Source organism: Bacillus luti (genome assembly GCF_009739945.1).
Lineage (GTDB): Bacteria > Bacillota > Bacilli > Bacillales > Bacillaceae_G > Bacillus_A > Bacillus_A luti.
Genome location: NZ_CP040336.1, coordinates 3,124,589 through 3,149,969, shown reverse-complemented (window position 1 = coordinate 3,149,969; position 25,381 = coordinate 3,124,589). Strand labels below are relative to the sequence as shown.

The 25,381-nt window shown below is 34.7% G+C and carries 26 protein-coding genes and 2 pseudogenes; 21 read left to right on the top strand and 7 right to left on the bottom strand.

The features are described 5' to 3' along the window. Positions 1 to 4: 4 nt before the first annotated feature. The gene (locus tag EUC40_RS16040) at positions 5 to 301 is read right to left on the bottom strand and encodes a hypothetical protein (RefSeq protein WP_156575966.1); all 297 of its coding nucleotides are present in this window, start codon (positions 299 to 301) and stop codon (positions 5 to 7) included. Positions 302 to 390: 89 nt separating this feature from the next. Here EUC40_RS16040 and spoIIP (EUC40_RS16035) point away from each other — a divergent pair, with 89 nt between their 5' ends. From spoIIP (EUC40_RS16035) to EUC40_RS16015, 5 genes and pseudogenes are all read left to right on the top strand, one after another. Further along, positions 391 to 1,545, top strand: coding sequence for a stage II sporulation protein SpoIIP (spoIIP, locus tag EUC40_RS16035; RefSeq protein ID WP_156575965.1), 1,155 nt, complete (start codon positions 391 to 393; stop codon positions 1,543 to 1,545). 222 nt (positions 1,546 to 1,767) lie between these two features. Next, the gene (locus EUC40_RS16030; RefSeq protein ID WP_000617592.1) at positions 1,768 to 2,265 is read left to right on the top strand and encodes a GNAT family N-acetyltransferase; all 498 of its coding nucleotides are present in this window, start codon (positions 1,768 to 1,770) and stop codon (positions 2,263 to 2,265) included. 11 nt (positions 2,266 to 2,276) lie between these two features. Further along, a pseudogene (locus EUC40_RS16025) lies at positions 2,277 to 3,016 on the top strand (M15 family metallopeptidase). A gap of 23 nt (positions 3,017 to 3,039) precedes the next feature. Further along, the gene (locus EUC40_RS16020) at positions 3,040 to 3,486 is read left to right on the top strand and encodes an NUDIX hydrolase (RefSeq protein ID WP_156575964.1); all 447 of its coding nucleotides are present in this window, start codon (positions 3,040 to 3,042) and stop codon (positions 3,484 to 3,486) included. A 186-nt stretch (positions 3,487 to 3,672) separates the two neighbouring features. Further along, positions 3,673 to 5,148 carry an amidase family protein gene (locus EUC40_RS16015; protein WP_156575963.1) on the top strand — a complete coding sequence of 492 codons (1,476 nt, stop codon included), beginning with the start codon at positions 3,673 to 3,675 and terminating at the stop codon, positions 5,146 to 5,148. A 49-nt stretch (positions 5,149 to 5,197) separates the two neighbouring features. Here the strand turns inward: EUC40_RS16015 and EUC40_RS16010 are convergent. Continuing rightward, positions 5,198 to 6,413, bottom strand: a pseudogene (locus EUC40_RS16010) (MFS transporter). A 269-nt stretch (positions 6,414 to 6,682) separates the two neighbouring features. Here EUC40_RS16010 and EUC40_RS16005 point away from each other — a divergent pair. The 8 genes from EUC40_RS16005 to EUC40_RS15970 all read left to right on the top strand — a co-directional run bounded on the left by EUC40_RS16005 (position 6,683) and on the right by EUC40_RS15970 (position 14,311). Next, on the top strand, positions 6,683 to 7,111 hold the full coding sequence (locus EUC40_RS16005; RefSeq protein ID WP_000929498.1) for an NfeD family protein: 429 nt from the start codon (positions 6,683 to 6,685) through the stop codon (positions 7,109 to 7,111). A 2-nt stretch (positions 7,112 to 7,113) separates the two neighbouring features. Next, positions 7,114 to 8,082: an SPFH domain-containing protein gene (locus tag EUC40_RS16000; RefSeq protein ID WP_000226247.1), complete on the top strand. Its 969-nt coding sequence runs from the start codon at positions 7,114 to 7,116 to the stop codon at positions 8,080 to 8,082. 812 nt (positions 8,083 to 8,894) lie between these two features. After that, complete coding sequence (locus tag EUC40_RS15995; RefSeq protein ID WP_156575962.1) at positions 8,895 to 9,320, top strand: hypothetical protein; 426 nt, start codon at positions 8,895 to 8,897, stop codon at positions 9,318 to 9,320. A 34-nt stretch (positions 9,321 to 9,354) separates the two neighbouring features. Then, the gene (gene spoIIP, locus EUC40_RS15990; protein ID WP_306462719.1) at positions 9,355 to 10,599 is read left to right on the top strand and encodes a stage II sporulation protein P; all 1,245 of its coding nucleotides are present in this window, start codon (positions 9,355 to 9,357) and stop codon (positions 10,597 to 10,599) included. 92 nt (positions 10,600 to 10,691) lie between these two features. Further along, the gene (locus EUC40_RS15985; protein WP_156575960.1) at positions 10,692 to 11,282 is read left to right on the top strand and encodes a histidine phosphatase family protein; all 591 of its coding nucleotides are present in this window, start codon (positions 10,692 to 10,694) and stop codon (positions 11,280 to 11,282) included. 6 nt (positions 11,283 to 11,288) lie between these two features. Continuing rightward, positions 11,289 to 12,065, top strand: coding sequence for a Cof-type HAD-IIB family hydrolase (locus EUC40_RS15980; protein ID WP_156575959.1), 777 nt, complete (start codon positions 11,289 to 11,291; stop codon positions 12,063 to 12,065). Positions 12,066 to 12,213: 148 nt separating this feature from the next. Further along, positions 12,214 to 12,759 (top strand): MarR family winged helix-turn-helix transcriptional regulator, encoded by a 546-nt coding sequence (locus EUC40_RS15975; RefSeq protein WP_156575958.1) that lies wholly within the window; start codon positions 12,214 to 12,216, stop codon positions 12,757 to 12,759. Between the two features lie 355 nt (positions 12,760 to 13,114). After that, the gene (locus EUC40_RS15970) at positions 13,115 to 14,311 is read left to right on the top strand and encodes an MFS transporter (protein WP_156576955.1); all 1,197 of its coding nucleotides are present in this window, start codon (positions 13,115 to 13,117) and stop codon (positions 14,309 to 14,311) included. Here the strand turns inward: EUC40_RS15970 and EUC40_RS15965 are convergent. Beyond that, complete coding sequence (locus EUC40_RS15965; RefSeq protein WP_071712597.1) at positions 14,280 to 14,741, bottom strand: DinB family protein; 462 nt, start codon at positions 14,739 to 14,741, stop codon at positions 14,280 to 14,282. The genes EUC40_RS15970 and EUC40_RS15965 overlap by 32 nt on opposite strands. Positions 14,742 to 14,912: 171 nt before the next feature. Here EUC40_RS15965 and alr point away from each other — a divergent pair, with 171 nt between their 5' ends. Next, positions 14,913 to 16,088 carry an alanine racemase gene (alr, locus tag EUC40_RS15960; protein ID WP_151628026.1) on the top strand — a complete coding sequence of 392 codons (1,176 nt, stop codon included), beginning with the start codon at positions 14,913 to 14,915 and terminating at the stop codon, positions 16,086 to 16,088. Between the two features lie 20 nt (positions 16,089 to 16,108). Here the strand turns inward: alr and EUC40_RS15955 are convergent, their stop codons facing one another. Both EUC40_RS15955 and EUC40_RS15950 read right to left on the bottom strand, forming a co-directional pair. Beyond that, positions 16,109 to 16,999 carry a GNAT family N-acetyltransferase gene (locus EUC40_RS15955; RefSeq protein ID WP_156575957.1) on the bottom strand — a complete coding sequence of 297 codons (891 nt, stop codon included), beginning with the start codon at positions 16,997 to 16,999 and terminating at the stop codon, positions 16,109 to 16,111. A 23-nt stretch (positions 17,000 to 17,022) separates the two neighbouring features. Next, the gene (locus tag EUC40_RS15950) at positions 17,023 to 17,901 is read right to left on the bottom strand and encodes an aminoglycoside phosphotransferase family protein (protein ID WP_156575956.1); all 879 of its coding nucleotides are present in this window, start codon (positions 17,899 to 17,901) and stop codon (positions 17,023 to 17,025) included. 233 nt (positions 17,902 to 18,134) lie between these two features. Here EUC40_RS15950 and EUC40_RS15945 point away from each other — a divergent pair, with 233 nt between their 5' ends. Continuing rightward, complete coding sequence (locus EUC40_RS15945; protein WP_000755136.1) at positions 18,135 to 18,980, top strand: YitT family protein; 846 nt, start codon at positions 18,135 to 18,137, stop codon at positions 18,978 to 18,980. Positions 18,981 to 19,221: 241 nt separating this feature from the next. Here EUC40_RS15945 and pdxR read toward each other — a convergent pair whose 3' ends face one another. Next, positions 19,222 to 20,637, bottom strand: a complete 1,416-nt coding sequence (pdxR, locus tag EUC40_RS15940) for a MocR-like pyridoxine biosynthesis transcription factor PdxR (RefSeq protein ID WP_156575955.1) — start codon at positions 20,635 to 20,637, stop codon at positions 19,222 to 19,224. Positions 20,638 to 20,768: 131 nt separating this feature from the next. Here pdxR and EUC40_RS15935 point away from each other — a divergent pair, with 131 nt between their 5' ends. Continuing rightward, on the top strand, positions 20,769 to 21,209 hold the full coding sequence (locus EUC40_RS15935) for a GNAT family N-acetyltransferase (protein ID WP_156575954.1): 441 nt from the start codon (positions 20,769 to 20,771) through the stop codon (positions 21,207 to 21,209). Between the two features lie 253 nt (positions 21,210 to 21,462). Next, positions 21,463 to 22,590, top strand: a complete 1,128-nt coding sequence (locus EUC40_RS15930) for a metallophosphoesterase (RefSeq protein WP_156575953.1) — start codon at positions 21,463 to 21,465, stop codon at positions 22,588 to 22,590. A 32-nt stretch (positions 22,591 to 22,622) separates the two neighbouring features. On the opposite strand, the gene EUC40_RS15925 is transcribed toward EUC40_RS15930, so the two are convergent. Further along, the gene (locus tag EUC40_RS15925) at positions 22,623 to 23,249 is read right to left on the bottom strand and encodes a DUF1648 domain-containing protein (RefSeq protein WP_156575952.1); all 627 of its coding nucleotides are present in this window, start codon (positions 23,247 to 23,249) and stop codon (positions 22,623 to 22,625) included. A 136-nt stretch (positions 23,250 to 23,385) separates the two neighbouring features. Here EUC40_RS15925 and EUC40_RS15920 point away from each other — a divergent pair, with 136 nt between their 5' ends. Genes EUC40_RS15920 through EUC40_RS15905 form a run of 4 tightly spaced genes read left to right on the top strand, consistent with a single transcriptional unit; the run spans position 23,386 to position 25,379 of the window. After that, positions 23,386 to 23,952, top strand: a complete 567-nt coding sequence (locus EUC40_RS15920) for a GNAT family N-acetyltransferase (protein WP_156575951.1) — start codon at positions 23,386 to 23,388, stop codon at positions 23,950 to 23,952. A 6-nt stretch (positions 23,953 to 23,958) separates the two neighbouring features. Further along, on the top strand, positions 23,959 to 24,519 hold the full coding sequence (locus EUC40_RS15915) for a 2'-5' RNA ligase family protein (protein ID WP_071712606.1): 561 nt from the start codon (positions 23,959 to 23,961) through the stop codon (positions 24,517 to 24,519). Continuing rightward, positions 24,516 to 25,001, top strand: coding sequence for a GNAT family N-acetyltransferase (locus EUC40_RS15910; protein ID WP_156575950.1), 486 nt, complete (start codon positions 24,516 to 24,518; stop codon positions 24,999 to 25,001). The genes EUC40_RS15915 and EUC40_RS15910 overlap by 4 nt, the downstream gene beginning before the upstream one ends. A 12-nt stretch (positions 25,002 to 25,013) precedes the next feature. After that, positions 25,014 to 25,379 carry a cupin gene (locus EUC40_RS15905; protein WP_156575949.1) on the top strand — a complete coding sequence of 122 codons (366 nt, stop codon included), beginning with the start codon at positions 25,014 to 25,016 and terminating at the stop codon, positions 25,377 to 25,379. Positions 25,380 to 25,381 lie beyond the last annotated feature (2 nt).

The window sequence follows — 25,381 nt, the reverse complement described above, 5'->3', positions numbered from 1 at the left end:
TTCATTACGCTCCATTTTTTATATTTGTAATAATGTAAGTCAAAAGTAGGTATAAGGTGTATATCCCTATATATGCTCCTGCTATAAGAAAAAATGGATTTAGTAAAATACCATGAATGCTTGTCATGAAAACTAAATCTTGTATTAAAACATCGTATATATTAATAGAAATAATTGTACCGAGTACATATAGCGCTAAGTACGCTGAAATATGTAATGCAATACGGATTGTAGGATGCTTAGCAAGCCAATAAAAAATAAATGATAATACAATGGGTAATGTTCCTATTAGTAGCTTCAATTCATTTCACCTCATTAACAATATAGCCGGAATTTAGACGGTCTATTCTCTACAGCTTGTACATAACTTGGAATAGAGAGGGTGATAGTATGAATCGAGGCTTTTTTTATGTGAAATTAACAAGCGTGCGCAAGTTAATTTTATTTGTCATTACAACGGTATTAGTGACTTTTTTTCTTATTAGTATGATGGTAACTTCGTTGAAAGAGACGAAGTCAACGTATTTATATAACTGGTTAAATGAGTTATCAATGAATGGATACATGTACGTTCTTGGGAAAGAGAATCATTATTTTACACAAGAATACCGGAATTTAAATCAAGATTTTTCTATTTCTTCATTCCTCTTTTCTATGGCTACGAATATTCGTTTTGATGATGTTCGTAGTTTTGTAGGGAAAGAACTTCCGGGGTTTGGCAAGTATGATACGGAAATTGTTATCGCTGGTGAAGGAACAAATTATTCTAACTTACCGATAGAGTCGAGCGTTCCTCTTGAAGAAGTAGTAAAAGAACGGACTGGAGAAACCGGACAAGTTCCTAAGTCTGATTCGAATACAGAGAAGAAACAACCAGCCCAAACAACAGGGAAAAGACAAGTTGCATTTATATATCATTCGCATAGCTGGGAATCATACTTACCATTACTTAATTTAACAAATGATCCAAATCCGAATAAAGCGACAAGTTCTGCAACGAACATTTCAATAGTCGGTGATCGATTTCGTGAACAGTTAGAAGGCGAAGGAATCGGGGCTACAAATGATAAAACTGATGTCGGTCAAAGGTTAATAAGTAAAGGATTAAATAGTAATAGTTCTTATAAATTGTCACGAGAAATTGTACAAGAAGCGATGGCTGGTAATAAAGAACTACAATACTTTTTTGACTTACATCGTGATAGTGCACGGAAAAATGTTACAACAAAAACAATTGGAGATAAATCATACGCTAAACTCGCATTTGTGATTGGAAAAGGTAATAAAAATTATGAAAAGAACTTGCAATTAGCAACGGCTTTACATGAGGCGATTAATAAAAAATACCCAGGGGTGAGCCGAGGAGTCATTCAAAAAGGCTTTCAAACAGGAAATGGAGTCTATAATCAAGATTTATCAGGACAAGCGATCTTAATAGAAGTTGGAGGAGTAGATAATACAGAGGAAGAATTAAATAGATCAATTGATGCACTTGCTAAAGCGTTTGGTGAATACTTTTGGCAAGCTGAAAAAGTGAATGGATAAAGTGAAACATAAATTAGTGGGAAAGTCTGAAAAACGTGAGTGTAATACTTGCGTTTTTTTGCATTGATGAGACGTCACAGAATAGACATAATTTGTCGTTGTTATAGTAATATCGAAATTTGTCAAATTATACTGGGAGATTTGCAAAGGGATTTTCGGGAAAGTAGAGAAAATCTTTTTACAAGGAAAACTTTTTATTATGAAATGGGTAGGGTGATTGAAGTGATTAGGGAAATCAAGGTAGAAGATGCAGCATCATTTTTGCAATTGAGTAAGCAATTAGATGAAGAAACGAAATTTATGCTATATGAACCAGGAGAAAGAACAGCTACAGCTGAGCAACAAGAACAAATGATACATCGATTTGTAGAAAATGAATATGCAACAATATTTGTAGCCATTGAAGACGAGAGAATAGTAGGGTTTGTTTTAGTGAATGGAAATAATATTCAAAGAAAGAGACATGTTGCAGCCATTGTAATTGGTATATTGCAAGAGTATAGCGGGCGAGGTATTGGGACTAGATTGTTTAAAGAGGTCGAGAAGTGGGCAAGATTACATGATGTATGGCGTTTAGAATTAACGGTAATGGCCCACAATACAAGAGCTCAGGCACTATATAAAAAAGTTGGATTTAAGAAAGAAGGTGTCAAAAGAGCTGCTCTTATTATCGATGGAGAGAACATCGATGAGTATGAAATGGCCAAATTATTAAAATAAGAGGTCGTTATATGAAAAAAAGATGGATACTACTTGGTATCGTAGCGGCGATACTCATTGTTGGAGTAGCGGGAATCAATTATAAAATGTATAAGGATAAGCAGGCGCGCGAGGTAAATGTAAATAATATATTTCCGAAAGCGAAAGAAACGATTGCGAATATGGATGGGGATATTGCGGTAATTAGTAATCCGAATTCAATGCTTGTGCTTGTGAATAAAAGTAGGCGTTTACCAGATGGGTATAGACCGCCAGATTTAGTTATTCCGAAAGTGCGCTACTCAAGTGAAGGTGATCAAGAAAAGAAAAAAATGAGGAAAGAGGCAGCCAGTGCGCTTGAGGAAATGTTTCAGCAAGCAGATAAGGAGCGTGTTTTCTTATTTGCAGTCTCTGGATTTAGATCTTTTGATCGACAAAAAGCGTTAAATACAATGTATAAAAACAAGATGGAGAAGCCAAAACAGCAATGTCGAGTGCAGTTCCTGGAACGAGTGAACATCAAACAGGACTAGCTATGGATATCACATCACAATCTGCTAAGTTTCAGTTAGAAACCATTTTTGGAGAAACGAAAGAAGGTCAGTGGCTTTCTGAAAATGCTCATAAATTTGGTTTTGTCATTCGATATACAAAAGAAAAAGAATCAATGACTGGCTATCGGTATGAACCATGGCATGTAAGGTATGTGGGGAACCCACAAGCTACATATTTATATGAAAATCAATTGACACTTGAAGAAGTAACAGAGTGAATAATTGAGGGGAGAGAAATATAATGACGATGTTATATAAGAAAAAGGTACATGCATATGTGACAAGAGAAAAAGAGGGGAGTATGCAACTACTTGTTTTTAAGCATCGTGATATACCTAAAGCTGGTGTCCAAGTACCAGGTGGAACCGTTGATGAAGGAGAAACGTTAGAAGCAGCGATTTTTCGTGAAGTACAAGAAGAAACTGGATTACGTCATTTATGTATAGAGCGTTTTCTAGCAGATTATATTATTCATGTGAAGGAAAAACAGGAATATCAAAAGCGCCACTTTTTCCATATAACGTTACTTACAGATGTAAAAGATACTTGGGAACATATTGTAAGTGCTGGTGAGGAAGATGAAGGTTTAGTATATTGCTACGAATGGATTGATATTGCCAAATGCCCGGAATTAGCCGGGAAACAAGGTGAGTTTTTATATTTGTTAGATGAAGTATACGCACAGTAATAAAAGAGTCTGAAGCGGAAGTTTATTCGTTTCAGACTCTTTTTATTTTTCAGGAAATAAAAGGTTTTTATATTGGGAAGTTGAATTCTTTTAAAGGGCTTGTAGTTGTATATGCGAGGAGCGGAGAAAATGAAAAAGTAATAGATACATGTTATCAATAAAAGGCTGTATAGAAGGAGAATGACGATGGAGATTCAGTTCAATACACGGTTGCAAAAAGAATTAACAATTCATGATATACAGGCAGCGATGGAAGCTGGACAATTAACTTCAAAAGAGTTAGTTATGTATTACCTCCATAGAATCGCAAAGTATGATCAAGATGGACCAAAAATCAATTCTATTTTAGAAATCAATCCAGATGCTATCTTTATTGCAGAAGCGTTAGATTATGAAAGGAAGATAAAAGGTATAAGAGGTCCATTACACGGTATACCGGTTTTACTTAAGGACAATATTGAAACGAATGACTCTATGCATACAAGTGCAGGTACGATTGCTCTAGAACAAAATATAAGTAGTGAAGATGCATTTCTCGTTACGAAACTGCGAGAAGCAGGAGCAGTGATAATAGGGAAAACAAATATGACAGAATTAGCGAATGCAATGTCATTTGAAATGTGGGCTGGATATAGTGCAAGAGGTGGACAAACAATAAACCCTTACGGTACAGGTGAGGATGATATGTTTGTTGGCGGCTCTAGTACAGGATCTGCGATAGCAGTTGCTGCTAACTTTACAGTAGTATCTGTTGGAACGGAAACGGATGCTTCTATTTTAAGTCCAGCTGTTCAAAACTCAGTAGTCGGTATTAAACCGACTGTCGGTTTAATTAGTCGTAGAGGTATTATTCCGTTCACATATTCGCAAGATACAGCGGGTCCATTTGCGAGAACAGTAACAGATGCTGCTATTTTACTAGGGGGTTTAACTGGGGTAGATGAGAAAGATGTAGCTACTCATAAAAGCGAGGGAATAATAGAACATGATTATACAAAGTATCTTGATGTTAACGGTTTAAATGGAGCAAAGATTGGTGTATATAACAACGCACCAAAAGAGTATTATGAATCTGGTGAGTATGATGAAAAATTGTTTAAGGAAACAATTGAAGTATTGCGTAGTGAGGGAGCGACAGTAGTAGAAAATATTGATATTCCGTCTTTCCATAGAAAATGGAGCTGGGGAGTACCGCTTTATGAACTAAAGCATAGTCTAGATAACTATCTTTCTAAATTACCTTCTACTATTCCAGTGCACTCTATTTCGGAGTTAATGGAGTTTAACGAGAACATAGCAGAAAGAGCTTTGAAATATGGGCAAACTAAGTTAGAAGGAAGAAAAGATTTTCCAAATACGTTAAGAAATCCTGAATATATCAACGCAAGATTAGAAGATATATATTTTTCACAAGAACAAGGTATTGATTTTGCACTGGAAAAATATAATCTTGATGCGATTCTATTCCCTTCTTATATAGGTTCTACTATATGTGCGAAAGCAGGTTATCCGTCTATAGCAATACCTGCGGGATATATGGAGAGCAGGAGACCGTTTGGGATTACGCTTGCAAGTACTGCTTTTCGTGAAGAAACTTTGATTAAACTAGCATATGCTTTTGAACAAGCGACAAAACATAGAAAAATTCCGGGTTTGTCATAAATAGAATATATAAAAAGGACAGGAATTCCTGTCCTTTTTACTTTATTAATTACCGTGAAATATCTTTCGATTCTGTCTTATGATATTTTAATAAGTTAAAAGATAAACAAGCAGAACATAAAATAAGAAAAGAAGCGATGATATAAATAGTACGAACACCGAATATATCAGTAATAATTCCAACGCTAAGCATAGAAAGGCCAGAAGCTGTTGAGAGAAGAGCACCGTGAGCTGTATACATCTTCGATAATAAAGATGGAGCGACGCTGGATTGCAAAACAGTCGTTTGAGAAATATCCCTAATTTGGTAACATGGTCCCATTAGAACACATAGGAATAGCGCGATAAATCCGCTGCTTGTCATACCGTATAAAAATGTAAGAATACTAAACATAAGAGAGCCTATCGCCATAGAGCGTATTAAATTATTTTGAATGTATGTACTCATTTTCCACGCTAATAGACCGCCAATTAACGTGCCAACGTAATAACTTGTATTAATATATCCCCACCATTCTTCTCCTTTATGAAGAACAGTCGTTACATAAGCCATCGTAATAGCACCAATCCATATTGTTCCTGCGAAAGTTTCAATTAAGTCCATTAGTGTAACTGTGCGCAAAGAGGGGTGTTGAAATAGTAGTTTCCAGCCTTCTAATAAAGCAGTACTATTTGAAGAGGAAGGATCTGTTACTTTTTCAGTATGTATGGGACGTAATGAAAAATACAATGCAATACATCCGAAAATCATCAAAATATTATTAATCATGAGTGTAGAAGTAACGCCAATGAGAAGTACTACAATACTTGTAAATGAATAAGCAGCCGCTTGTGTAATTTGTGTTGAAAAGGAAAAGATACTATTTACTTTTACCAATTTTCCTTGCGGCGCCAGACGTGGAAGGATGCCGTATAATAATGGAGCACTCCAACCACTACATAATGAAATGAAAAAAATGAAAGTTAATAGGGCTAAAATACTTGTGGAAATGACTGGAAATAAAACCGTTAATAACAGTAAAAGAGTTGTTTTCATCCATTGCAAAGTAAATAGCAACGAAAAAGACGGAAAACGATTCATGATAAGTGGTGCAGATATGTTAGCAATTAGGTTAGTGATAACTTGCAATAATGGAAAAAGAGCAGTAATAGTAGCTGATTTCGTTGATATAGATATGAGTTGTAATAATCATTACGTATACGATGTCAGCGAGAGTAATGCATATTTTCGACCCTAGATAGTAAGCTAGTGAACGATATTGCAATCAGAATCATCCCTTCTTAAAAAAATACAATAGTTAGAAATATTATAATTTAGGGATTTAATTTTTGAAAGAATTTAATTTTTTGTCATTTTTTGAAAGGAATTTTCATGTATAATGAAGAATATATTAATATAGTATTTTAATAATACTCATTGTAACAGCGAATATATACAATAGCTTGTAGCAAACGCCCATGTATGAGAAAGGGCGGATAAACCATTCTTTTCTTCATATACATATAAAAAATAGCAAGAAAGTGAGGGTTGCATATGGCTGGTTGGGTAATTTGGTTTATAATAGCTGGTATTTTATTTATAGCAGAAATGTTGTCGATTACGTTTTATATGCTGTGGCTTGGAATTGGAGCTGTTGTCGGAGGTCTTATTGCTTTGTTCGCTCCTGATGCGCTATTTTTACAAGTTGTTGTTGGTGGGATTGTAAGTTTAACATTGACGTTTTTTACGAAAAGAATTTCAAAAAACTTTCGAGAAGCAAAAGGTTTTACTGATACAGTAGATATGCTTGTCGGTAAAAGGGCAATTGTTATGCAAGCGATTACAAGTGAAGAGAATGGTATTGTGAAAGTAGATGGAGATACTTGGACAGCTATTGCAGATGATCCAATTGATGTTGGAGAAAAGGTTGTTGTTATAAAGAGGCATAGTACTATATTACAAGTGAAAAAGGAGAGTGAATAAATATGGTAGCATTAACGTTAACGATTATATTCGCGCTAATTGTAGTTACATTTATTGCATTAACAATTAAAATTATTCCTCAGCAAAAAGTTGGGGTTATTGAAAGATTTGGTAAGTTTCAACGTATAATGCATCCAGGGTTAAATATTTTAATCCCGATTGTCGATCGTGTTCGTGTATATCATGATTTACGTATTCAACAAACAAATGTACCACCGCAAAAGGTAATTACGAAAGATAACGTTCAAGTAGAAATTGATACAATTATTTTCTATCAAATTGTTGAACCAGAACTTGCGACATATGGTATTTCAAACTATGAATATGGTGTACGTAACATTACTTCTGCAACGATGCGTCAAATTATTGGTAAAATGGAACTGGATGAAACATTATCTGGTCGTGAAAAAATTTCAACAGAAATCCGCTTAGCGCTTGATGAAGCAACAGAAAAATGGGGCGTACGTATTGAACGTGTTGAAGTTGTCGATATTAATCCGCCAAAAGATGTGCAAGCATCAATGGAAAAACAAATGAAAGCAGAACGTAATAAACGTGCGATTATTTTAGAAGCGGAAGCAGCGAAACAAGATAAAGTCCTTCGAGCTGAAGGGGAAAAGCAAAGTAAAATTTTAATGGCTGAAGGGGATAAAGAAGCACGTATTCGAGAAGCTGAAGGTGTTAAAGAGGCGAAAGAATTAGAAGCGCAAGGGGAAGCAAGAGCGATTGAGGAAATTGCAAAAGCAGAACAGAACCGCATTGAATTACTTCGTGAAGCGAATTTAGATGAGCGTGTACTTGCTTACAAATCATTTGAATCTTTAGTGGAAGTTGCAAAAGGGCCAGCTAATAAAGTATTTATTCCGTCTAATGCAATTGAAACACTTGGTACTCTTGGGGCGATTGGAGAAATCTTTAAAGAAAAACAAGCGAAGAAATTACCTTCGAATGATACAGACAAAGAACAATAAGATTGAGGAAGAGAAATGGGATGCCATTTCTCTTTTTATTTTTGAGCAGGATAACAAATAGTAGTCCCTTTAAGATAACAGATTCTTGTTTCAGGTATTTCTTAATGAATAGAGATGCAATTAGGAGCGAATTGTTTCTATCGCATTTTCATTAAGTTTCATGATTTTAATAAAAAACAAAATTATATATTTATTTTTTGTAATGTATTTCATATGATTTTTAAGAGGGGAAAACAGGGGGGATTTTATGTTAGTAATATTAGCAACAATTGTAGCGTGTATTTGGTATTTTTTTGACCTGCCAAGTGCTACAACCGTAGTATTGGTTTGTGGTTTAATTATTGTGCTTTCTACAATTGCAAAAAGAAATGTAAAAAGTGTGTTGTTCTTTTTAGGTACTGTTGTCTTATTCTTTGTTGCTCTATCTAATTCGATTCTTTATGCCGCCTTTGCTTTCTTTGTTGTATTATTTGCAGCAGGAATATTGTTTGATTCATCGAGTTCTGAAGAATTAGATGACGAAAGAAATAATGCTAGAGGTTTTAGCAGTGGCCGAGTTAGAGAAACTAAAAAAAGAGTTGCTGATGCAAGCTATGAGGGCTTTTATGGACATGATGATGAAGTGCAATACGACCGAAATAATTCTAGATTTTCTCATACAAGTGCAAAAAAACAGAGTGGGATGTCAGACGAGGAATATCGAAAGAAACAAGCAGAGGATGATGCATACTTTTATAGAAGACATAGCGGTTATAGACATAAGGTGGATGAAGCAGATGATATTTTAGGACGTAGTCAACGAGACAGAGACTATGAAGATGATAAATATGAAGTTCGCTGTAACGGTTGTAATGAGCCTGAAAGCCATTGTAAATGCTGCGGAACTTGTGACCAGTATCCATGTCGTTGCTGTCGTCGATGTGATAGTTATCCGTGTGAATGCTGTAATGAATGTGGGGAGGCGAATTGTCGCTGTTGCCGTCGATGTGACAGTTATCCGTGTGAATGCTGTAATGAATGTGGGGAGGCGAATTGTCGCTGTTGCCGTCGATGTGACAGTTATCCATGCGAATGCTGTAATGAATGTGGAGAGGCAAATTGCCGCTGTTGTCGAAGGTGTGATTCATATCCATGTGAATGTTGTAATAGCTGCGGTCAACCGGAACGATATTGTAGATGCGATAGATAAGGGGAAACACCATCTTGTGATGGTGTTTTATTTATATAGTTGTACATAATTTAGCAATAAATTTCTTAGTTTTGTAATGCGTTATGTATGTCAGTGACGATGCGGACGAAAGTACTATAAAAACTTGTCATTTCTCTTTTAGTGCGTATATTACGAAAGGCTTGTACATATCCATGTATAAAGAAGGTGATATAGTGAAAAAGTATGCAACTCGTATACATGGAAAAAAACTAATTTCGTTATTTTTTTTATATGCACTAGTAGTAATTATTATAGCGTCGATTTTGACGTCTCTTTTACATACAATGAAATCAAATTATGCGAATCAATGGTTTGGAAAAGTATCTATGCAAGGTTTTGTTCAAATGATAGAAAGTGAGAATCGCTATTATGGATTTGATTATTTTAAGCAGAATAAACGGGAGTCAGTTGGGAATGTAATGTTTTCTATTGCGACAGATTTGAAAATTAAAGATTTAAGGACATTTGTCGGTAAAGAAGTGCCAGGTATGTCAAAGTATTACTCTAACATTATTGTAGCTGGAGAAGGGACAAACTTTACAAATATCCCAAATGAATCTAGTGTACCGATTGAAGAAGTAACGAAAGAGAGAGAAGTTGCAAAAGATAAAGTTACAGAAGCGGAAAAGAATAATCCAGTGCAGAAAAAGAACGGAGCGAAAAAAGGGGAAAGTGCAGTGTATATTTACCATACACATAGCTGGGAATCCTTTTATCCGTTATTACCAGGGGCTACCGATCCATCGAGTCCAGATGTAAACGTGTCCTTACTAGGGAAACGGATGAAGGAACAACTGGAAGGACAAGGAATTCCAGTTGTTCATGATAAAACGAATATGGGGGATTTATTAGCGAGTAAAAAATGGAAATGGCCGCAATCGTATAAAGCATCTCATGAATATGTAAAAGAAGCATTAGCGCAAAATAATAAAATTGCGTTTCCGATAGATATACACCGTGATGACCAGCGCAAGAAAGTAACTACAAAAGTAATTAACGGGAAATCATATGCAAGGTTATATTTTATAATTGGGATGGAAAATGAAGGGCGTGCAGAAAATGAAAAAATTGCAAGAGCAATCAATAGTTATTTAGATGAAAACTATTACGGATTAAGTAGAGGGATTTTTCCGAAATATAAAAAAGATGGAAATGGCGTTTATAACCAAGATTTATCTAAAAATGCGATGTTAATTGAAGTTGGTGGTGTGGATAATACGTTAGATGAATTATATAACACAATTGATGTATTAACGGAAGCACTTAGTAAGTATTATTGGAATGATGCGGAGAAGGTAAATGGGTGAGGAACGGGAGACCGTTCCTTTTTGTTATGGAAAGTAAAAAAATATGATATAATGTAATTTTGTGAATATTGAATCGGGGAGTGGGGGAACGAATGCAAATACTACTAATACGACACGGAGAATCCGAAGCGGACATTCTGAATGTACATGAAGGACGAGCTGATTTTGAATTAACAGAAAACGGAAGACAGCAAGTGCAAAGACTTGTGCAGAAAGTGAAAAAGGATTTTGTACCAGATTTCATTTGGGCAAGTACATTAAAACGTGCGCGCGAAACTGCTGAAACGTTAGCGGAAGCAATTGGTTGTCCAATTCAATTAGAAGAGGAATTAATGGAGTTTAATAATGGGGTACAAGCAGGTCTATCATTTGAAGAAGCGAAGAAGTATCCTGAGCCAAAGTTTCTTCATGACCGTTTTGAAAATGGAGAATCATTTATTGAGTTTCGAATGAGGATAGAAGGAATCTTTTCTAAAATCGTTACAGAGAATACATATGATCGGATAGCAATCGTTGCACACGGTGGTGTAATAAATAGTTTATTACGAGCATTTTTCCAAATGCCAATTTCAATGGATTATTACTTTAAAATGGGAGATACGGGAATAAGTTTAATTGAAATTGATGGTGAACAAAAAACGGTACATTTCATTAATGATACGAATCATTTAGACGGGATGTAGTGACTTATGTATAAAGTTGTATTTTTCGATGTTGACGGTACGCTTTTAAGTGAGATTGATAGAAGTATGCACGAAAGTACAAAAGAAGCAGTAAGAAGGTTAATAGATAAAGGGATTCATGTAGTTGTTACAACAGGGAGACCATATAGCTTATGCTCACAATTTAAAGAGCTGGGCATAAATACGTTTATTTCTGCAAATGGTGCACATATAAAGTGTGAGGATGAAGTAATACATAAATCGGTACTTTCAAGTGAAATTGTTCATGATATTTCAAACTTTGCTGAATTACATGGTCATAGTGTTTCTTACTTTACAGAAGAATTTGCAATGAACGGAATAGCCTCGGATAATGAACGTGTAATTCAAGCGCTTAACGAGACGTTAAATTTAGCAAAGTATCCTGAAAAAAGCAGGGATTTGTCAGAAGAGGTCTATTGTTTATGTCTGTATGGGGATGAAATTGAAGCTCAAAAATTTCTTGAAAGATATCCAATGCTTACGTTTGAGCGTTTTCATAGTTACGTTATAAATGTATTGGAAGATAATAAAGTATCGAAGCTAACTGCAATTCAAAAAGTATTGGATCACTTAAACATTTGTAAATCAGAAGCTGTTGCTTTTGGAGATGGCAGAAATGATATTGAGATGTTGCAGTATGTAGGATTAGGGATTGCAATGGGAAATGGCGGAGAAGAGTTAAAAACAAAAGCTGATTTCGTTACAAAGAAATCAAGTGAAGGCGGTATTTCTTTTGCCTTAAAGAAGTTTAGTATGATTTAAAAATAATAGCTAATCAGTTTAAAAAATCCTGTTTGAATTGCAGGATTTTTTTGTTTAACAATATTCTTGCAATAAAAGGAAAAATGTGAGTATAATGAAAAGTAGTTAGGTAAGCTAATTAATTAAAAGGAAAGGAGAGTGAAGATGAATGAATTCAAAAAATGCTTCTCTTCCTTTAGGGATTGGGCCGTATGCAGAGCTAATAAAAAAGACAGCATCAGCGGATACGGATCCAATCGCAGCAAAACTTGGTTTGTTAATGTTATGGACGTCTGATAATGTTCTTGATGCTGTTGACGTAGATTTAGCTCCGCTTGGTATTTCGGAAAGTAAATTAGATTTTTTACTATTGTTTATTTTGCGTGAAATGGAATCAAATGGAGAAGAAGTGAACATGAGTCCTTCGGATATTGCGAGTCGATTAGGGATAACACGTGCTTCTGTCACTGGCTTATTAGATTGGATGGAGAAACGAGAGTTAATTGTAAGATTTCATCATTCTGAAGATCGAAGAAGGTTAAAGGTAAAAATTACTCCGAAAGGAAAAGAACTAGTTACGCAATCTTTACCAACTTTTTGGTTATCTTGCGCTTCATTAGTTGACGACTTTAATCAGGAAGAGCGTCAAGTTTTAGAGAAGTTATTAAATAAAATGCAAGTAAATATGCAGGTGAAATTAGGAGAAGGTAGGTAATTAAGTTGATTGTGAGAGTCAACTTTTTTATCCCGCTTTAATGGGCAGTAAGACCCCCACCTCAAAATTCAGCGAAAGCAAAGAAGTTAGGTGGGGGTCGGGCTGCCCATAAAAGTCCGATTGGTGAAGGCTAATAATCAGTGGGGGATGAAGAAAACCCCCACTGATTAAAGTTTCACTTTATTTAAACATATAATTAGGTTATCTTATTATATGTTTAGCTAATTAAAAGGGACGATGATGTATCTTTTAACGTAAATGAATTAAGGGAGTGTTGATGGAATTTCATGTTGAGTCATTTACTTTAGAAGTTTTAAATCGATGAGGAAAATCATTGTAAGGGGGAGATTTTATGATGGAAATATCAAAAGAAGTAAGTAGTGAAAGGAATTATACAGTAATAACAGCTGTATTATGTTGGGCAGGTATGGTGGTTATGTCCAGCCTATATGTGACGATTCCTTTAATTGCTCTATTTTCAGACCTTTTTCAGGTTACATTAGCGCAATCTGCGGCTACAGGTAGTATATTTTCTGTAGGGTTTGCTATAGGTTGTTTGTTATTTGGGGCAATCTCTGATAAGTATGGACGAAAAAAAGTGATCTTTATTGGATTGCTTGCACTGGCGATTATTTCTTTTTTATTGGGGTTTGTGGATAGCTTATTTTGGCTTGTTATTCTTCGGGGATTACAGGGGATAGCAGCAGCTACATTTTCTCCAGTAGCGTTAGCTTACGTTGTAGAAATGTTTCCAGTAGAGAAAAAGGTTACAACAATAGGATTTGTTAGTACCGGTTTTTTAGTAGCTGGAATTGCAGGGCAAGTAATAAGTACTGCTGTTAGTCAGTATTTTGGCTGGCATATGGTTTTCTTTCTTCTTAGCATTGTCTATATCATCACTGCTGTATGGGTTCATTATTCTCTTCCGAAAGGGGAAATATCTCAAGCTTATACGGATATTTTGGCGCCAATTAAACAGATGGGGAAAGTTTTTACACATAAAAGCTTAGTATGGAGCTATATGATTGCGTTTGTTTTATTAATGGCTTTTGTTAATATGTATACTGTTTTAGGCAATTATTTGAGTTCGCCTATCTACAATTTAACAGCAGAACAAATTCTTTATTTTCGCTTAGCGGGGTTATTTGGTATGTTACTATCACCACTTGCAGGTCGTTTAACAAAGAGGTTCGAAGTAAAGAAAGTTCTTCAAGGAGGATTGTTGGTTGCTATTTTTAGTCTAAGCTCAATGGGATTTATTTCGACGCTGCCGTTACTTGTAATGATGAGCGTCTGTTTCGTAATAGGTATTGCTATATCGGTTCCATCTTTAGTTTCTCTTGTCGGCCAATTAGGAGGGAGAGCAAGAGGAATAGCAGTTTCTATTTATACTTTCATTTTATTTTTAGGAACTAGTATAGGACCAATTATTTCTATTTATCTTATGAAAATAGGGGACTATGCTCAGACGTTTATGTTATTAGGAGTAATACTCTTTATTGGTTTTGTTTCCACTCTTTTTATTCAAATAAAGGAATGCAAGAATCTTTAACATGCTCACATAATAAAATTTGAATTTGTCCGCGATGATGATAAAAGTGTGCAACCACTTCAAGTAACCATTCGAATCTAGAATAAGAAATACCCCAATAAGCAGTCTTAATTTCCGCTAATTCTTCATTGGAATAGGATGAAAAAGTTTTAGAAAGTAAATCGTATCCTTGGAGCATCGTTTCTTGCATATGAGCAATTGTTTCAGGGGTATATTCTATATAAAAGGTATGTAACTCTTTTTCCGTAATGCCATTTAAAATGAGTAAATCTGCATGGCAAATAAGTGCGAGATGTGTGCACATTTCAAATAATGACCGCTTTGATTCAATCGGCTTTATCTTTAAATCATTTTCAGTATATTGATTCAGCATCTGAATAGATGTATCAATAGCAACTTTAAGTTGATGTAATGCAGATTGTACAAACATTGTAATTCTCCTCGTCTCCATATATAATAGTTTCTTGAGGGTATTATATCATACTCAAAATTCCGAAAATTCTAGTAGTTTGACTAGCATAGTGAAAAGTATTATATTGTAAAAGGTCATATGAAACGTGAAATAGAATGGAATGCAATTATTGAGTTAGGAGTTAGACCAATGAGTTTGAAATATGGAAGAGATACAATTGTTGAAATCGACGTAAATGCTGTAAAACATAATGTAAAAGAATTTAAAAAACATGTGAATAATGAACAGATTGCAATGATGGCTGCTGTAAAAGCAAATGGGTATGGCCACGGGGCAGTGGAAGTTGCGAAATCGGCTATTGAGGCTGGGGTAAACCAACTCGCTGTTGCATTTGTAGATGAAGCAATCGAATTAAGAGAAGCTGGAATTACTGTACCAATTTTAATATTGGGTTATACATCAGTTGCAGCTGCTGAATATGCAATTCAATATGATGTTATGATGACTGTCTATAGAATAGAAGATTTACAAGGCATAAATGAAATTGCGCAACACCTTCAAAAGAAAGCACATATTCAAATTAAAATTGATACAGGAATGAGTCGTATCGGTTTACAAGAAGAAGAGGTTAAACCATTTTTAGAAGAATTAAACCGTATGGAGTATGTAGAGGTAGTGGGCATATTTACACATTACTCTACGGCAGATGAAATTGATAAATCATATACGAATATGCAAACAAGTTTATTTGAAAAAGCTGTCAATACAGCGAAAGAATTAGGAATTCACATCCCATATATTCATAGTTCAAATAGTGCAGGATCAATGGAACTTAGCAACACATTTCAAAATATGGTTCGTGTCGGCATTGGAATCTATGGAATGTATCCTTCAAAAGAAGTGGATCATGCTGTTGTATCCTTACAGCCTGCGTTGTCATTAAAATCAAAAGTGGCACATGTTAAACATGCGAAGAAAAATCGCGGTGTAAGTTATGGAAATACGTATGTAACAACTGGTGAAGAATGGATTGCGACTGTACCGATTGGGTATGCGGATGGATATAATCGTCAGTTATCTAATAAAGGGCATGCTTTAATTAATGGGGTCAGAGTACCTGTTATTGGCCGCGTTTGTATGGATCAGCTTATGCTTGATGTTACGAAAGCAATGCCAGTACAAGTAGGAGACGAAGTTGTATTCTACGGCAAACAAGGTGAAGAAGAAATTGCGGTAGAAGAAATAGCAGATATGTTAGGTACAATTAACTATGAAGTTACATGTATGTTAGATAGAAGAATTCCACGTGTTTATAAAGAAAATGAAGAAACGACTGCGGTTGTAAATATATTAAGAAAAAACTGAATCATATCGATTCAGTTTTTTTATTTGTTATAAATGAAAAGAGGGCTATGTAACAAGTTATAGTAATTATGCTTCATTATAATTTCAAAGCCGCAATGTGTATAAAGCTTTAAAGCATTATTATTTTTTGTTTCAACATCTAGTATAATCGTTGCAACATCTTCAGAAATGAGGCGATGAACTATAGTAGTGAGGATATCTTTCCCATATCCTTGTCCTTGATGAAAAGGGTGCACAGCGAATCCTGATAATGTAGTAAAATGCTCTTGGTGAGCAACTGTAATTGTTCCTATCACGTTGTCATTGATAAGAGCGCTGTATACTTGGTGAGAAGATGAATGCAACATTTTTTGTAACCATATAGCTGTATTTTCTACAGAGTCGCCGAAAGCTTTACTAGAGACATCGATAAGATCAGGAAGTGATTCTGTAGGTGCAAGTGTAAGTTGTATAGTATTCTCCAGTTTTTTTTGTGTTTTTTTTGATTTGAACTCCATACTATACTCGCTATATAGATAAGGTAATTTCAAGTAATCTGCAAATGATTTTCCTGAGGTGGAGTCGCCATTAATAATAAGAAGGGCTTCATCTACCTCTCTGTTCTGTATTTCTTTCATTGCGGTTTGTAAAAGAGTAGTGCCTATTTGTTGTTTTCTATAGTTCGGATGAACGAATCCTATTAACTCTAGTTTTGTTGGTCTTTCAAAGTCATACATGCTTAGTGCACCGATTAATTGAGTATCATCATAAAATAAAAAATCATTTATTTCTTCTTTATTACGAGTAGTTAAAAAGTTTTCATGTAAATCTGACGAGTAATCAATTTGGTCGTGTTGGCCACAAATATAAGCTAAATCTTTCATTTGCTGCATTTCGTTTGCTGTTACAGATTTCTTTTTTTTAATACTCATTTCATAATCCCTCGCAATCGTTATTAAAAATAGGATGGATGACATAACCACTTTTCTAATTCTACATTACCTTGAACAGATAATAACCGATACAAATATCGATAAGGTTGTCTACATTCTTCAAGATGAGGAATAGGCATAATAGTCTCATAGCCTTGTTTAAAAGCATGAGCTTCTTTTTCTGTAAGTACATATTCTAATCCAATAAAATCAAACTCTCGTGGAGCAACTGCGTAAGCTTCAGTATCTACTAAGCCCGTAATAGTTGTACCATCCGATAAAAACTGAGTGGGATCCATATCGATTAATACGAGTGTAGATTCCTTTGGTATCGATAGGGAAGAGAGCTGGGATTCAAAAGTGTGAAATGCGTTATGTATGCTTGTATTATCGGAATAAAACATATGTATAAGGTCTTTACTTACTTTTAAAATGTGAGAGTTAAATTCTTCTAGTGGAATTTGGAAAGTACTTAATGGGCTTCCTATAAAATCTGCCTGAAACGAATGAATTTCTGCTAGACCCTTTCCAAGGCTAAATAAAATAGAATCAGGTTGTCCTAGAAAGGATTGTAGCGTACTTCCTGTTAGTTTTTCGGCGATAACATACTCTCGTCCATTTAAAACATGTTTTTGGAAAATCGTCGGGATAGGTAATGTCGTATGCTTTTTTAATAATGCGTGTAGTTTTTCTAGATGATGTACGTTCCGTGGATCAATTCCAAAAAGGTTTTTGCATCCCCACCAAAAATCATTGTTTGGTTCTTCAGTCATTTTTGAAGAACGAACAATAACTTCTTCAGCTTCTGTTTTAACAAGAAACACGTCACTTGCATGGTCTTCATAACCTGGATGTAAGGGGTGAACGGATAAAATAGGTGAAGTGAATAGTTGTTGTAACATGAAAGGACTCCTTATTCTGTAAATTCTATAAATTGATTATATAACACAATGTAATTAAAAAGTGAAAATTAGGATGGTTAACATTTCTGTATATATTGTATTAGAGTTTGAGATTCTACATAAGAATTACCAAAAAGGTGAAAAATGTGTGTATATAAGGCAATTTCTTTGTATTTGCGAAAAAAATTAGTTATGATAATACTAAGAAAATATATAAGTTTTGGGGGTAATGAATGAAAAAAGTATTTGAATACGTATTATTAACAATTGGCTCCATTATTGTAGCAGGTTCATTAGAGCTTATTTTAGCACCTAATGGATTAGTAGATGGCGGGGTAACGGCTATTGCAATTATGGCAAATAAAGTTGCAGGATTACCGCTTTATGGTGTGTTTTTAGGACTTAATATCCCAATTTTATTATTTACTGCAAAAGTAATGGGAAAGAAGTTCTTTATCCGTACATCTTATGCAAATGTTGTTACAACACTCGGATTGATTTATTTAAAACCATTCCCGGCAATTACAACTTCTGAACTATTAATCGTACTTTATGGTGGAGTACTGTTTGGAATTGGTGTAGGGATTGTAGTGAAAATGGGCGGTGCAATTGACGGATCAGAAATGTTAGCAGTTTGGATGAACAAACATTTTAAAGTACCGATTAGTACATTTTTACTTGCTGTAAATGCGGTTATTTTCATATTTGTAGCGATTTTATTTTCAATCGAACAAGCGATGTTCTCATTAGCAATTTTCTATATTGTTACGAAGATGATTGATTTCATATTAGATGGTATTAATCAAGGTAAGAGCGTCATGATTATTTCTGGTAAGAATAAAGAAATCGGCGATCTATTAATGAAAGAATTACAATTATCCGTTACGTATCTACATGGAGAAGGTGGTTTTTTAGGAGAGCATAAGAGAATCATTTATTGTATTACAAACCGTTTCATTTATCCGAAAATGAAAGATCTCGTTCTCTCTGTAGATCCAACTGCAATAATTGAAGCTTCTTATTCAACAGAAACAACGGGTGTTAAGCGTCCGGGAAGGGCTTCACGATCAGGTGAATAACTAGAAGAAGGCTGTTTCAAAAATTTATTTTGGAACAGCCTTCTTTTTGTTTTATCCCACTTTAATGGGCAGTAAGACCCCCACCTCAAAATTCAGCGAAAGCAAAGAAGTTAGGTGGGGGATCAACTGCCCATAAAAGTCCGATTGGTTCAACTAATAATCAGTGGGGGATGAAGAAAACCCCCACTGATTAAAGTTTCACTTTATTGAATTGTTAATGTATTACAAGTTAAACGAACTGTTAGCAAATGCCCTTTAAACTAGGAAACCAAGCGTTCTTTAATAATTTAACTACCGTTTCAATTTTGTTTTCGGGAATACTACCAAAACCGAGTAATATGTAGGGTTCCTTACGTAAGTCAGTTACAAAATCATATGGAGAAAGTGGATATAATTTAACACTTTGTTTCTTAGCAGATTCAATAAGTTCTTCTTCATTCATACTGTTATGGACGCGTAGAACGATATGAAGTCCGGATTGTTCGCCAAGAATTTGAACGTTAGTACCCATTTCTTTCGTTATGGATTTTACTAATGTATGATGTTTTCTTTTGTATAATGTACGACTCCGATTAATGTGACGTTCCCAATTCCCACTTTGTATAAAGTGAGCAAATGCAAGTTGTTGTATAGTAGAGACTGTTTGTTTAAAAATACCGTGCAAATCTTTATATGTTTTTAAAAGGTGCGGTGGTAAAACCGCATATCCCATTCGTAAAGAAGGGAGAAAAGACTTTGAAAATGTCCCCATATAAATAACACGTTCATTTGAGTCGAGACTTTGTAGAGACGGAATTGGTTTGCCGGTGTAGCGAAATTCCCCATCATAGTCATCTTCCAATATGTATCCGTTACAATCATTGGCCCACTTTAACAATGCCAATCTTCTAGACAAAGGCATAATCATTCCGAGTGGAAATTGGTGTGATGGTGTAACATATGCGACATTAGATTTTGTATTGTATAAGCTAGAAATATGAATTCCTTTTTCATCTAATGGAATAGGATGAATTTTACGATTGCAACTTTTAACAATTGCATGTACACGGTGAAATCCGGGGTTTTCAATCCCGTATTCTTTTGTGGGACCAAGTAGTTGGAGTAGTAGCCAAAGAAGTGGCTGTGTCCCAGCGCCAATCACAATTTGATCAGGTGAGGCATGTACGCCGCGCGCATGATATAAATATGTTGAAATATGATCTCGAATAACGAACTCGCCTTGGGGGTCTTCTTTAGCAAACAAAGTATTTTCGTACTTTAGTATTGCTTCTTGTAATGCTCTTTTCCAGTGTGTAATTGGAAAAGCGGTTTGATCAATAAGCCCTTGGCTACAGTCATATTCAAATTGTTCATCTATAGAATTGCTCGTTTCCTTTGTTACGTCTAATCTTTTATTTGGAATCACGTCAATATCGACGTTCGCTACAAAAATACCACGTTTCGGTTTGCTTTCTACATAACCTTCAGCTAGTAATTGTTGATAAGCGGATTCAACAGTAATACGACTCACGTTAAGTTGTGCTGCTAAATTTCTGTGAGAAGGAAGACGTGTACCGGCAGATAGTGATCCTTGAGAGATTTCTCGTTTCATATATTCGTAAATTTGTAAGTAAATTGGTATTTTGCTTTTTAATTGTAATGGGATAGTAAGATCCATTATTGGCCCCCTCCTTTACAAACTGGCCTTATAAAAAAGAATTAATCTGTCACTTAAGATGAAGGCAGTTACTTTCTATAATAATGATATAACATTTAGAAAATTATATAAATAGTTAGGGGAGAGTTATAATGAACGTTAAAGAAGTAGTAACAGAAGAACAATTAGATGAAGTATTACCTGTTTTGCAGCAATTACGAACGAAACTTTCAAAAGAGGAAGCAAGCTTTTTATTTCGAAAAATGAAGGAAGAGAATTATAAATTATTCTCTTTATACGATGAAATTGGAGAAGTTGTTAGCCTTGCGGGTGTAACGATTTGCACGAATTTTTATAACAAAAAACATGTATTTGTATATGATTTAGTAACAGCAGAAGCACATCGTTCAAAAGGATATGGGAATGTATTGCTTTCGTATATAGAGAACTGGGGAAAGGAATACGGATGTGAGTCTATCGCTCTTACATCAGCGTTTCCTAGACTAGATGCCCACCGTTTTTATGAAAGGGAAGGATATGATAAAGTGAGTTATTCTTTTCATAAAAATTTATCCCGCTTTAATGGGCAGTAAGACCCCCACCTCAAAATTCAGCGAAAGCAAAGAAGTTAGGTGGGGGATCAACTGCCCATAAAAGTCCGATTGGTTCAACTAATAATCAGTGGGGGATGAAGAAAACCCCCACTGATTAAAGTTTCACTTTATAAAGGAGGAGAGGTTCTATATGACATAATATATAGAACCTCTTTCAATTAGAAAGGTTTATAATTTATTTTGTTGAATTGTTTGTATAAAGTAAGAAAGAGAATGATTGGAGCGCTTATACTTGAAGAAAATAAAGAAATTATCAATCCCTAATGATGTAAGAGTAATCGTAATATCTGATATTCATGGCGAATTATCACTTTTAAAAGAATTACTGCATAAAGTTAACTTGAAAGATGAAGATTATTTAATTATTAATGGAGATCTTTGTGAAAAAGGAAGAGATAGCATTGGTGTAATAAACTATGTTATGAATCTTGTGAAGAACAGTTCAAATGTTCACGTTGTTGAAGGGAATTGTGAGGTTTTAGTGGATGCTCTTCTAAATGAAAATCCTGGGCTCATTAATTATTTATGCTCGAGAAAGTATTCGATTTTTAATGAATGGTTAGAGCGATTGCATTTCTCTATTCATGAAGATACTTCTATTCGAGAAGTAAGGGAATTATTAATAAGTCAGTTTTCAAAGGAAATACATTGGCTAACAGAGTTGCCAACAACAATTGAAACAGAAGATTATATTTTTGTACATGCAGGGTTAGAAGATAGAGAAGATTGGAAAGAAACAGAGAGGAAAAATGCGATAGCAATGCCGGAGTTTTTCAATAAATCACATAGTGTAAATAAGTATGTAGTGGTTGGACATTGGCCGGTTGTGAACTATTCAAATAAGGCACCCTCTAACAATCCAGTAATTGATAAAGAGAAAAAGATTATTGCAATTGATGGGGGAAATGCGATTAAAGAGGCAGGGCAATTAAACGCATTTATCATTCAGAGGACAGATGCTGGTGATACGTTTTCTTATACATATGTAGACTGTTTTCCAGAGTATGAAGTAATAGCAGATTTTCATGCCGATGTAACAATGCAGGGCGGGGTTACCTATCCATATTATTACATTGAGCCTATTGAGAATAAGCAAGATTACACAATATGCAGGCAAAAGGAAACGAATAAATTACTTTCTGTGAAAGATGAATACATAAAGCAACTAGATTCAGGTGAATACACAGTGAAAACGGATATTTCATGTGCGCAAATAAGCGTAAGAAAAGGTGAGATTGTTTCTCTCATTGATGGAAGCTGTTCAGGATATGATTTAGTTAAAAGAGATGGAGTAGAAGGCTGGATAGAGAAAGGGATTTTAGTTGAGATAGAAAAAGTGAAAAAGAAAACATTAAGCTGAAATAGGAGGGATGTAACCTCCTATTTTTTTAATTACTTTTTTAAAGGAGTAGATTGCTTGCTGTCTTTAATAAGTAAATAAATCGTACTCGGTAAAATGATAATCGTCATTCCTAAAATAATCGCTAGTATGCCATAACCTCTATACGGAGCAGAAACGATAAACGGAAGTATCGCTAAAAAAACACCTGCTATCATCATTGAACTACCGCAAATGTTTGAAGCACTTTTTTCAAGATGCTTATCATTCCATTCCAATGAAACTGTTGATTTAGTCGTATCAATTTTGGAACTGAAATAGCCTATTAATATAAATAAAAGCCCTAATGCTAAAAATATTAAATGATCAAGAGGAAGTGAGAAACCAAGAGCAATGAGTGCAATGACAATATCAACAAAAAATAAGAATAGTAACATTGTATTACCAGTCCAAATGAGAAATTTTTGGTTACCTGCAGCTTTAGATAAAGCTAAAAATAGAAAGAATAAGAAGGAACATATAATTATATTTACGATCACAAAAGTGCTTTTATCCATTGTTGATGTAGGCGTTCCATTGAAGTCCCATTTTGTAACAATACTTGATGGCAAGAAGAAATAGAGAATAATATTTGTCGTAATAATAGTGAGAAATAAAGCAATACTAAATCGATTATTCATTAAATCACCAGCTTTCTAAATGAATAATTGGTATCTTATAACAAAATTATACAATATAATAAACGATATTTGTTTTGATTTTTCTGAAAAAATATTATAATTATATATGAAATGAAGAGGGATGTAGGAGGTAATTATGCAAAACGTTATATTAAAAGGAAAGAAAGTTACTATTCGTACAATAGAAGAATCAGATATAAAAACATTATGGAATTTAGTATTTAAAGAAGAAAATCCAGAATGGAAAAAATGGGATGCGCCGTATTTTCCGTTTTCAATGCAAGAATATCCGTCTTATAAAGAGAAGATGCAGGTTCGTTTACAAGAAGAACCACTTTCAAATTTAATTATAGAACATAACGGCCGAATGATTGGGAAAGTTGTTTTTTATTGGGAGCATAAACCGACGCGTTGGTTAGAGATGGGAATTGTTATTTATGATCCAGCATACTGGAATGGTGGTTACGGTACAGAAGCATTAACATTATATCGAGATTTACTATTTGAAAAGATGGAGATTGGTAGAGTAGGGCTCACGACTTGGTCTGGTAATGAACGAATGATGAAAGTAGCAGAGAAAATAGGAATGAGATTAGAAGGTAGAATGCGAAACTGCCGATATTATAATGGAACGTACTATGATTCTATTCGAATGGGAATGATTCGTGAAGAATGGGAAGCGCTGTGTGTAAAGAAGGGGTGAGGAAGTATGTACGCTACGATTGCTACATTTGATGATGTATTTACTAATAAAATTAGAGCATTGCAAAATGAATTAACAAATATAATTGGAACAAATCAACTAGCTGGAGTAGAACCACATATTACACTTGCCGATTATAATGAGTTAGATGTTACTGTATATATTGAAAAATTAAAGAAGTTTGTAGCTACTCAAGAAAATTTGGCTACAGTAGACTTTCCTTCTATTGGAACTTTTCCTACTAATGGAACAATTTTTCTAGCGCCGACTACTACCGATGAAATGTTAAGGTTTCATCATTCTTATCATGATTATTTCAAGACGTTTCACGATAATCTAAATTCGTATTACGTACCAGGAAAATGGATTCCGCATTGCACGATTGCTAATAGGGTAAATATAAATCAGTTTTTAAATGTAATGGAATATGTATATGAAAAATTTGATTTCGCAACAGCTTCAATTGAGAAATTAAAATTAATTAAGGTAAATTATGAAAATGGTTCTGCCATTTCTTCTAGTATATTAGCAGAATATAATTTAAAGAGAATGGAGACATCGAGATGACATATATAATTAGAGAAATGAAGCAAGAAGATATTCATGCTGTACAATCAGTGGCGAAAATAGCTTGGCATGATACGTATGAAGGTATTATTCCGAGAGAGATTCAAGATCGTTTTTTAGACGAGGCATATTCTGATGAAAAAATGAAATACCGTCTTAAAAATACACATTTATTTGTTGCAGAAGAAGAGGGGGAAGTGATTGGCTTTGCAAATTTTTCACCTGTTAGACTGCAAAATGAAGCGGAATTAGGTGCGATTTATTTATTGCCAGATCAGCAAGGAAAAGGAATAGGTAGTGGTTTATTACAAAAAGGGCTGACGGTATTAAAAGGGATTCGGAAACTATACATACATGTAGAAGCGGCAAATGAAAAAGGAAAGCGTTTTTATGAAGCGAAAGGTTTTGCTGAATTGGAGCAATTTGAAGAAGACTTCGAGGGACATTTAATGCAGACGGTAAGGATGGTTTTATACATATAAGGAGGACTTGAAATGAAGATATTTAATTTTAGTGAAAAAGTAGGAAAACACTTATCGGTATTTCAGTCTAATTTCATAATGTCGAAAATAGTAAACTATCAAGGGAATATACATATCGGTGCTATGCATTTACAAGCGAATGGAATTATTGGATATCATGAAGCAGTTGTATCACAACTGCTTCTTATTGTGGGCGGAGAAGGGTATATATGTGGGACAAATAAAGAAAAAGTAAAAATAAAAGCTGGACAAGCTGTGTTTTGGGAGAAGGGAGAGTTTCATGAGACAAGTACAGAACATGGATTAACGGCAATTGTTATGGAAGCGGAGAATCTGGAACAAGCGATAGTAATGCCTATTATTCAAGGGGAGTTGTGAAA

What these genes read in the sequence shown, in the direction of transcription:
- EUC40_RS15905 (WP_156575949.1), top strand. Translation starts at nt 25,014, where the DNA reads ATGAAGATATTTAATTTTAGTGAAAAAGTAGGAAAACACTTATCGGTA.
- spoIIP (WP_156575965.1), top strand. Translation starts at nt 391, where the DNA reads ATGAATCGAGGCTTTTTTTATGTGAAATTAACAAGCGTGCGCAAGTTA.
- EUC40_RS15925 (WP_156575952.1), bottom strand. Translation starts at nt 23,249, where the DNA reads ATGAATAATCGATTTAGTATTGCTTTATTTCTCACTATTATTACGACA.
- spoIIP (WP_306462719.1), top strand. Translation starts at nt 9,355, where the DNA reads ATGTATGTCAGTGACGATGCGGACGAAAGTACTATAAAAACTTGTCAT.
- pdxR (WP_156575955.1), bottom strand. Translation starts at nt 20,637, where the DNA reads ATGGATCTTACTATCCCATTACAATTAAAAAGCAAAATACCAATTTAC.
- EUC40_RS15985 (WP_156575960.1), top strand. Translation starts at nt 10,692, where the DNA reads ATGCAAATACTACTAATACGACACGGAGAATCCGAAGCGGACATTCTG.
- EUC40_RS15975 (WP_156575958.1), top strand. Translation starts at nt 12,214, where the DNA reads ATGAATTCAAAAAATGCTTCTCTTCCTTTAGGGATTGGGCCGTATGCA.
- EUC40_RS15970 (WP_156576955.1), top strand. Translation starts at nt 13,115, where the DNA reads ATGGAAATATCAAAAGAAGTAAGTAGTGAAAGGAATTATACAGTAATA.
- EUC40_RS15910 (WP_156575950.1), top strand. Translation starts at nt 24,516, where the DNA reads ATGACATATATAATTAGAGAAATGAAGCAAGAAGATATTCATGCTGTA.
- EUC40_RS15965 (WP_071712597.1), bottom strand. Translation starts at nt 14,741, where the DNA reads ATGTTTGTACAATCTGCATTACATCAACTTAAAGTTGCTATTGATACA.
- EUC40_RS15980 (WP_156575959.1), top strand. Translation starts at nt 11,289, where the DNA reads ATGTATAAAGTTGTATTTTTCGATGTTGACGGTACGCTTTTAAGTGAG.
- EUC40_RS16020 (WP_156575964.1), top strand. Translation starts at nt 3,040, where the DNA reads ATGACGATGTTATATAAGAAAAAGGTACATGCATATGTGACAAGAGAA.
- alr (WP_151628026.1), top strand. Translation starts at nt 14,913, where the DNA reads ATGAGTTTGAAATATGGAAGAGATACAATTGTTGAAATCGACGTAAAT.
- EUC40_RS15950 (WP_156575956.1), bottom strand. Translation starts at nt 17,901, where the DNA reads ATGTTACAACAACTATTCACTTCACCTATTTTATCCGTTCACCCCTTA.
- EUC40_RS15945 (WP_000755136.1), top strand. Translation starts at nt 18,135, where the DNA reads ATGAAAAAAGTATTTGAATACGTATTATTAACAATTGGCTCCATTATT.
- EUC40_RS15915 (WP_071712606.1), top strand. Translation starts at nt 23,959, where the DNA reads ATGTACGCTACGATTGCTACATTTGATGATGTATTTACTAATAAAATT.
- EUC40_RS16005 (WP_000929498.1), top strand. Translation starts at nt 6,683, where the DNA reads ATGGCTGGTTGGGTAATTTGGTTTATAATAGCTGGTATTTTATTTATA.
- EUC40_RS15955 (WP_156575957.1), bottom strand. Translation starts at nt 16,999, where the DNA reads ATGAGTATTAAAAAAAAGAAATCTGTAACAGCAAACGAAATGCAGCAA.
- EUC40_RS15935 (WP_156575954.1), top strand. Translation starts at nt 20,769, where the DNA reads ATGAACGTTAAAGAAGTAGTAACAGAAGAACAATTAGATGAAGTATTA.
- EUC40_RS16015 (WP_156575963.1), top strand. Translation starts at nt 3,673, where the DNA reads ATGGAGATTCAGTTCAATACACGGTTGCAAAAAGAATTAACAATTCAT.
- EUC40_RS16000 (WP_000226247.1), top strand. Translation starts at nt 7,114, where the DNA reads ATGGTAGCATTAACGTTAACGATTATATTCGCGCTAATTGTAGTTACA.
- EUC40_RS15995 (WP_156575962.1), top strand. Translation starts at nt 8,895, where the DNA reads ATGAAGATGATAAATATGAAGTTCGCTGTAACGGTTGTAATGAGCCTG.
- EUC40_RS15920 (WP_156575951.1), top strand. Translation starts at nt 23,386, where the DNA reads ATGCAAAACGTTATATTAAAAGGAAAGAAAGTTACTATTCGTACAATA.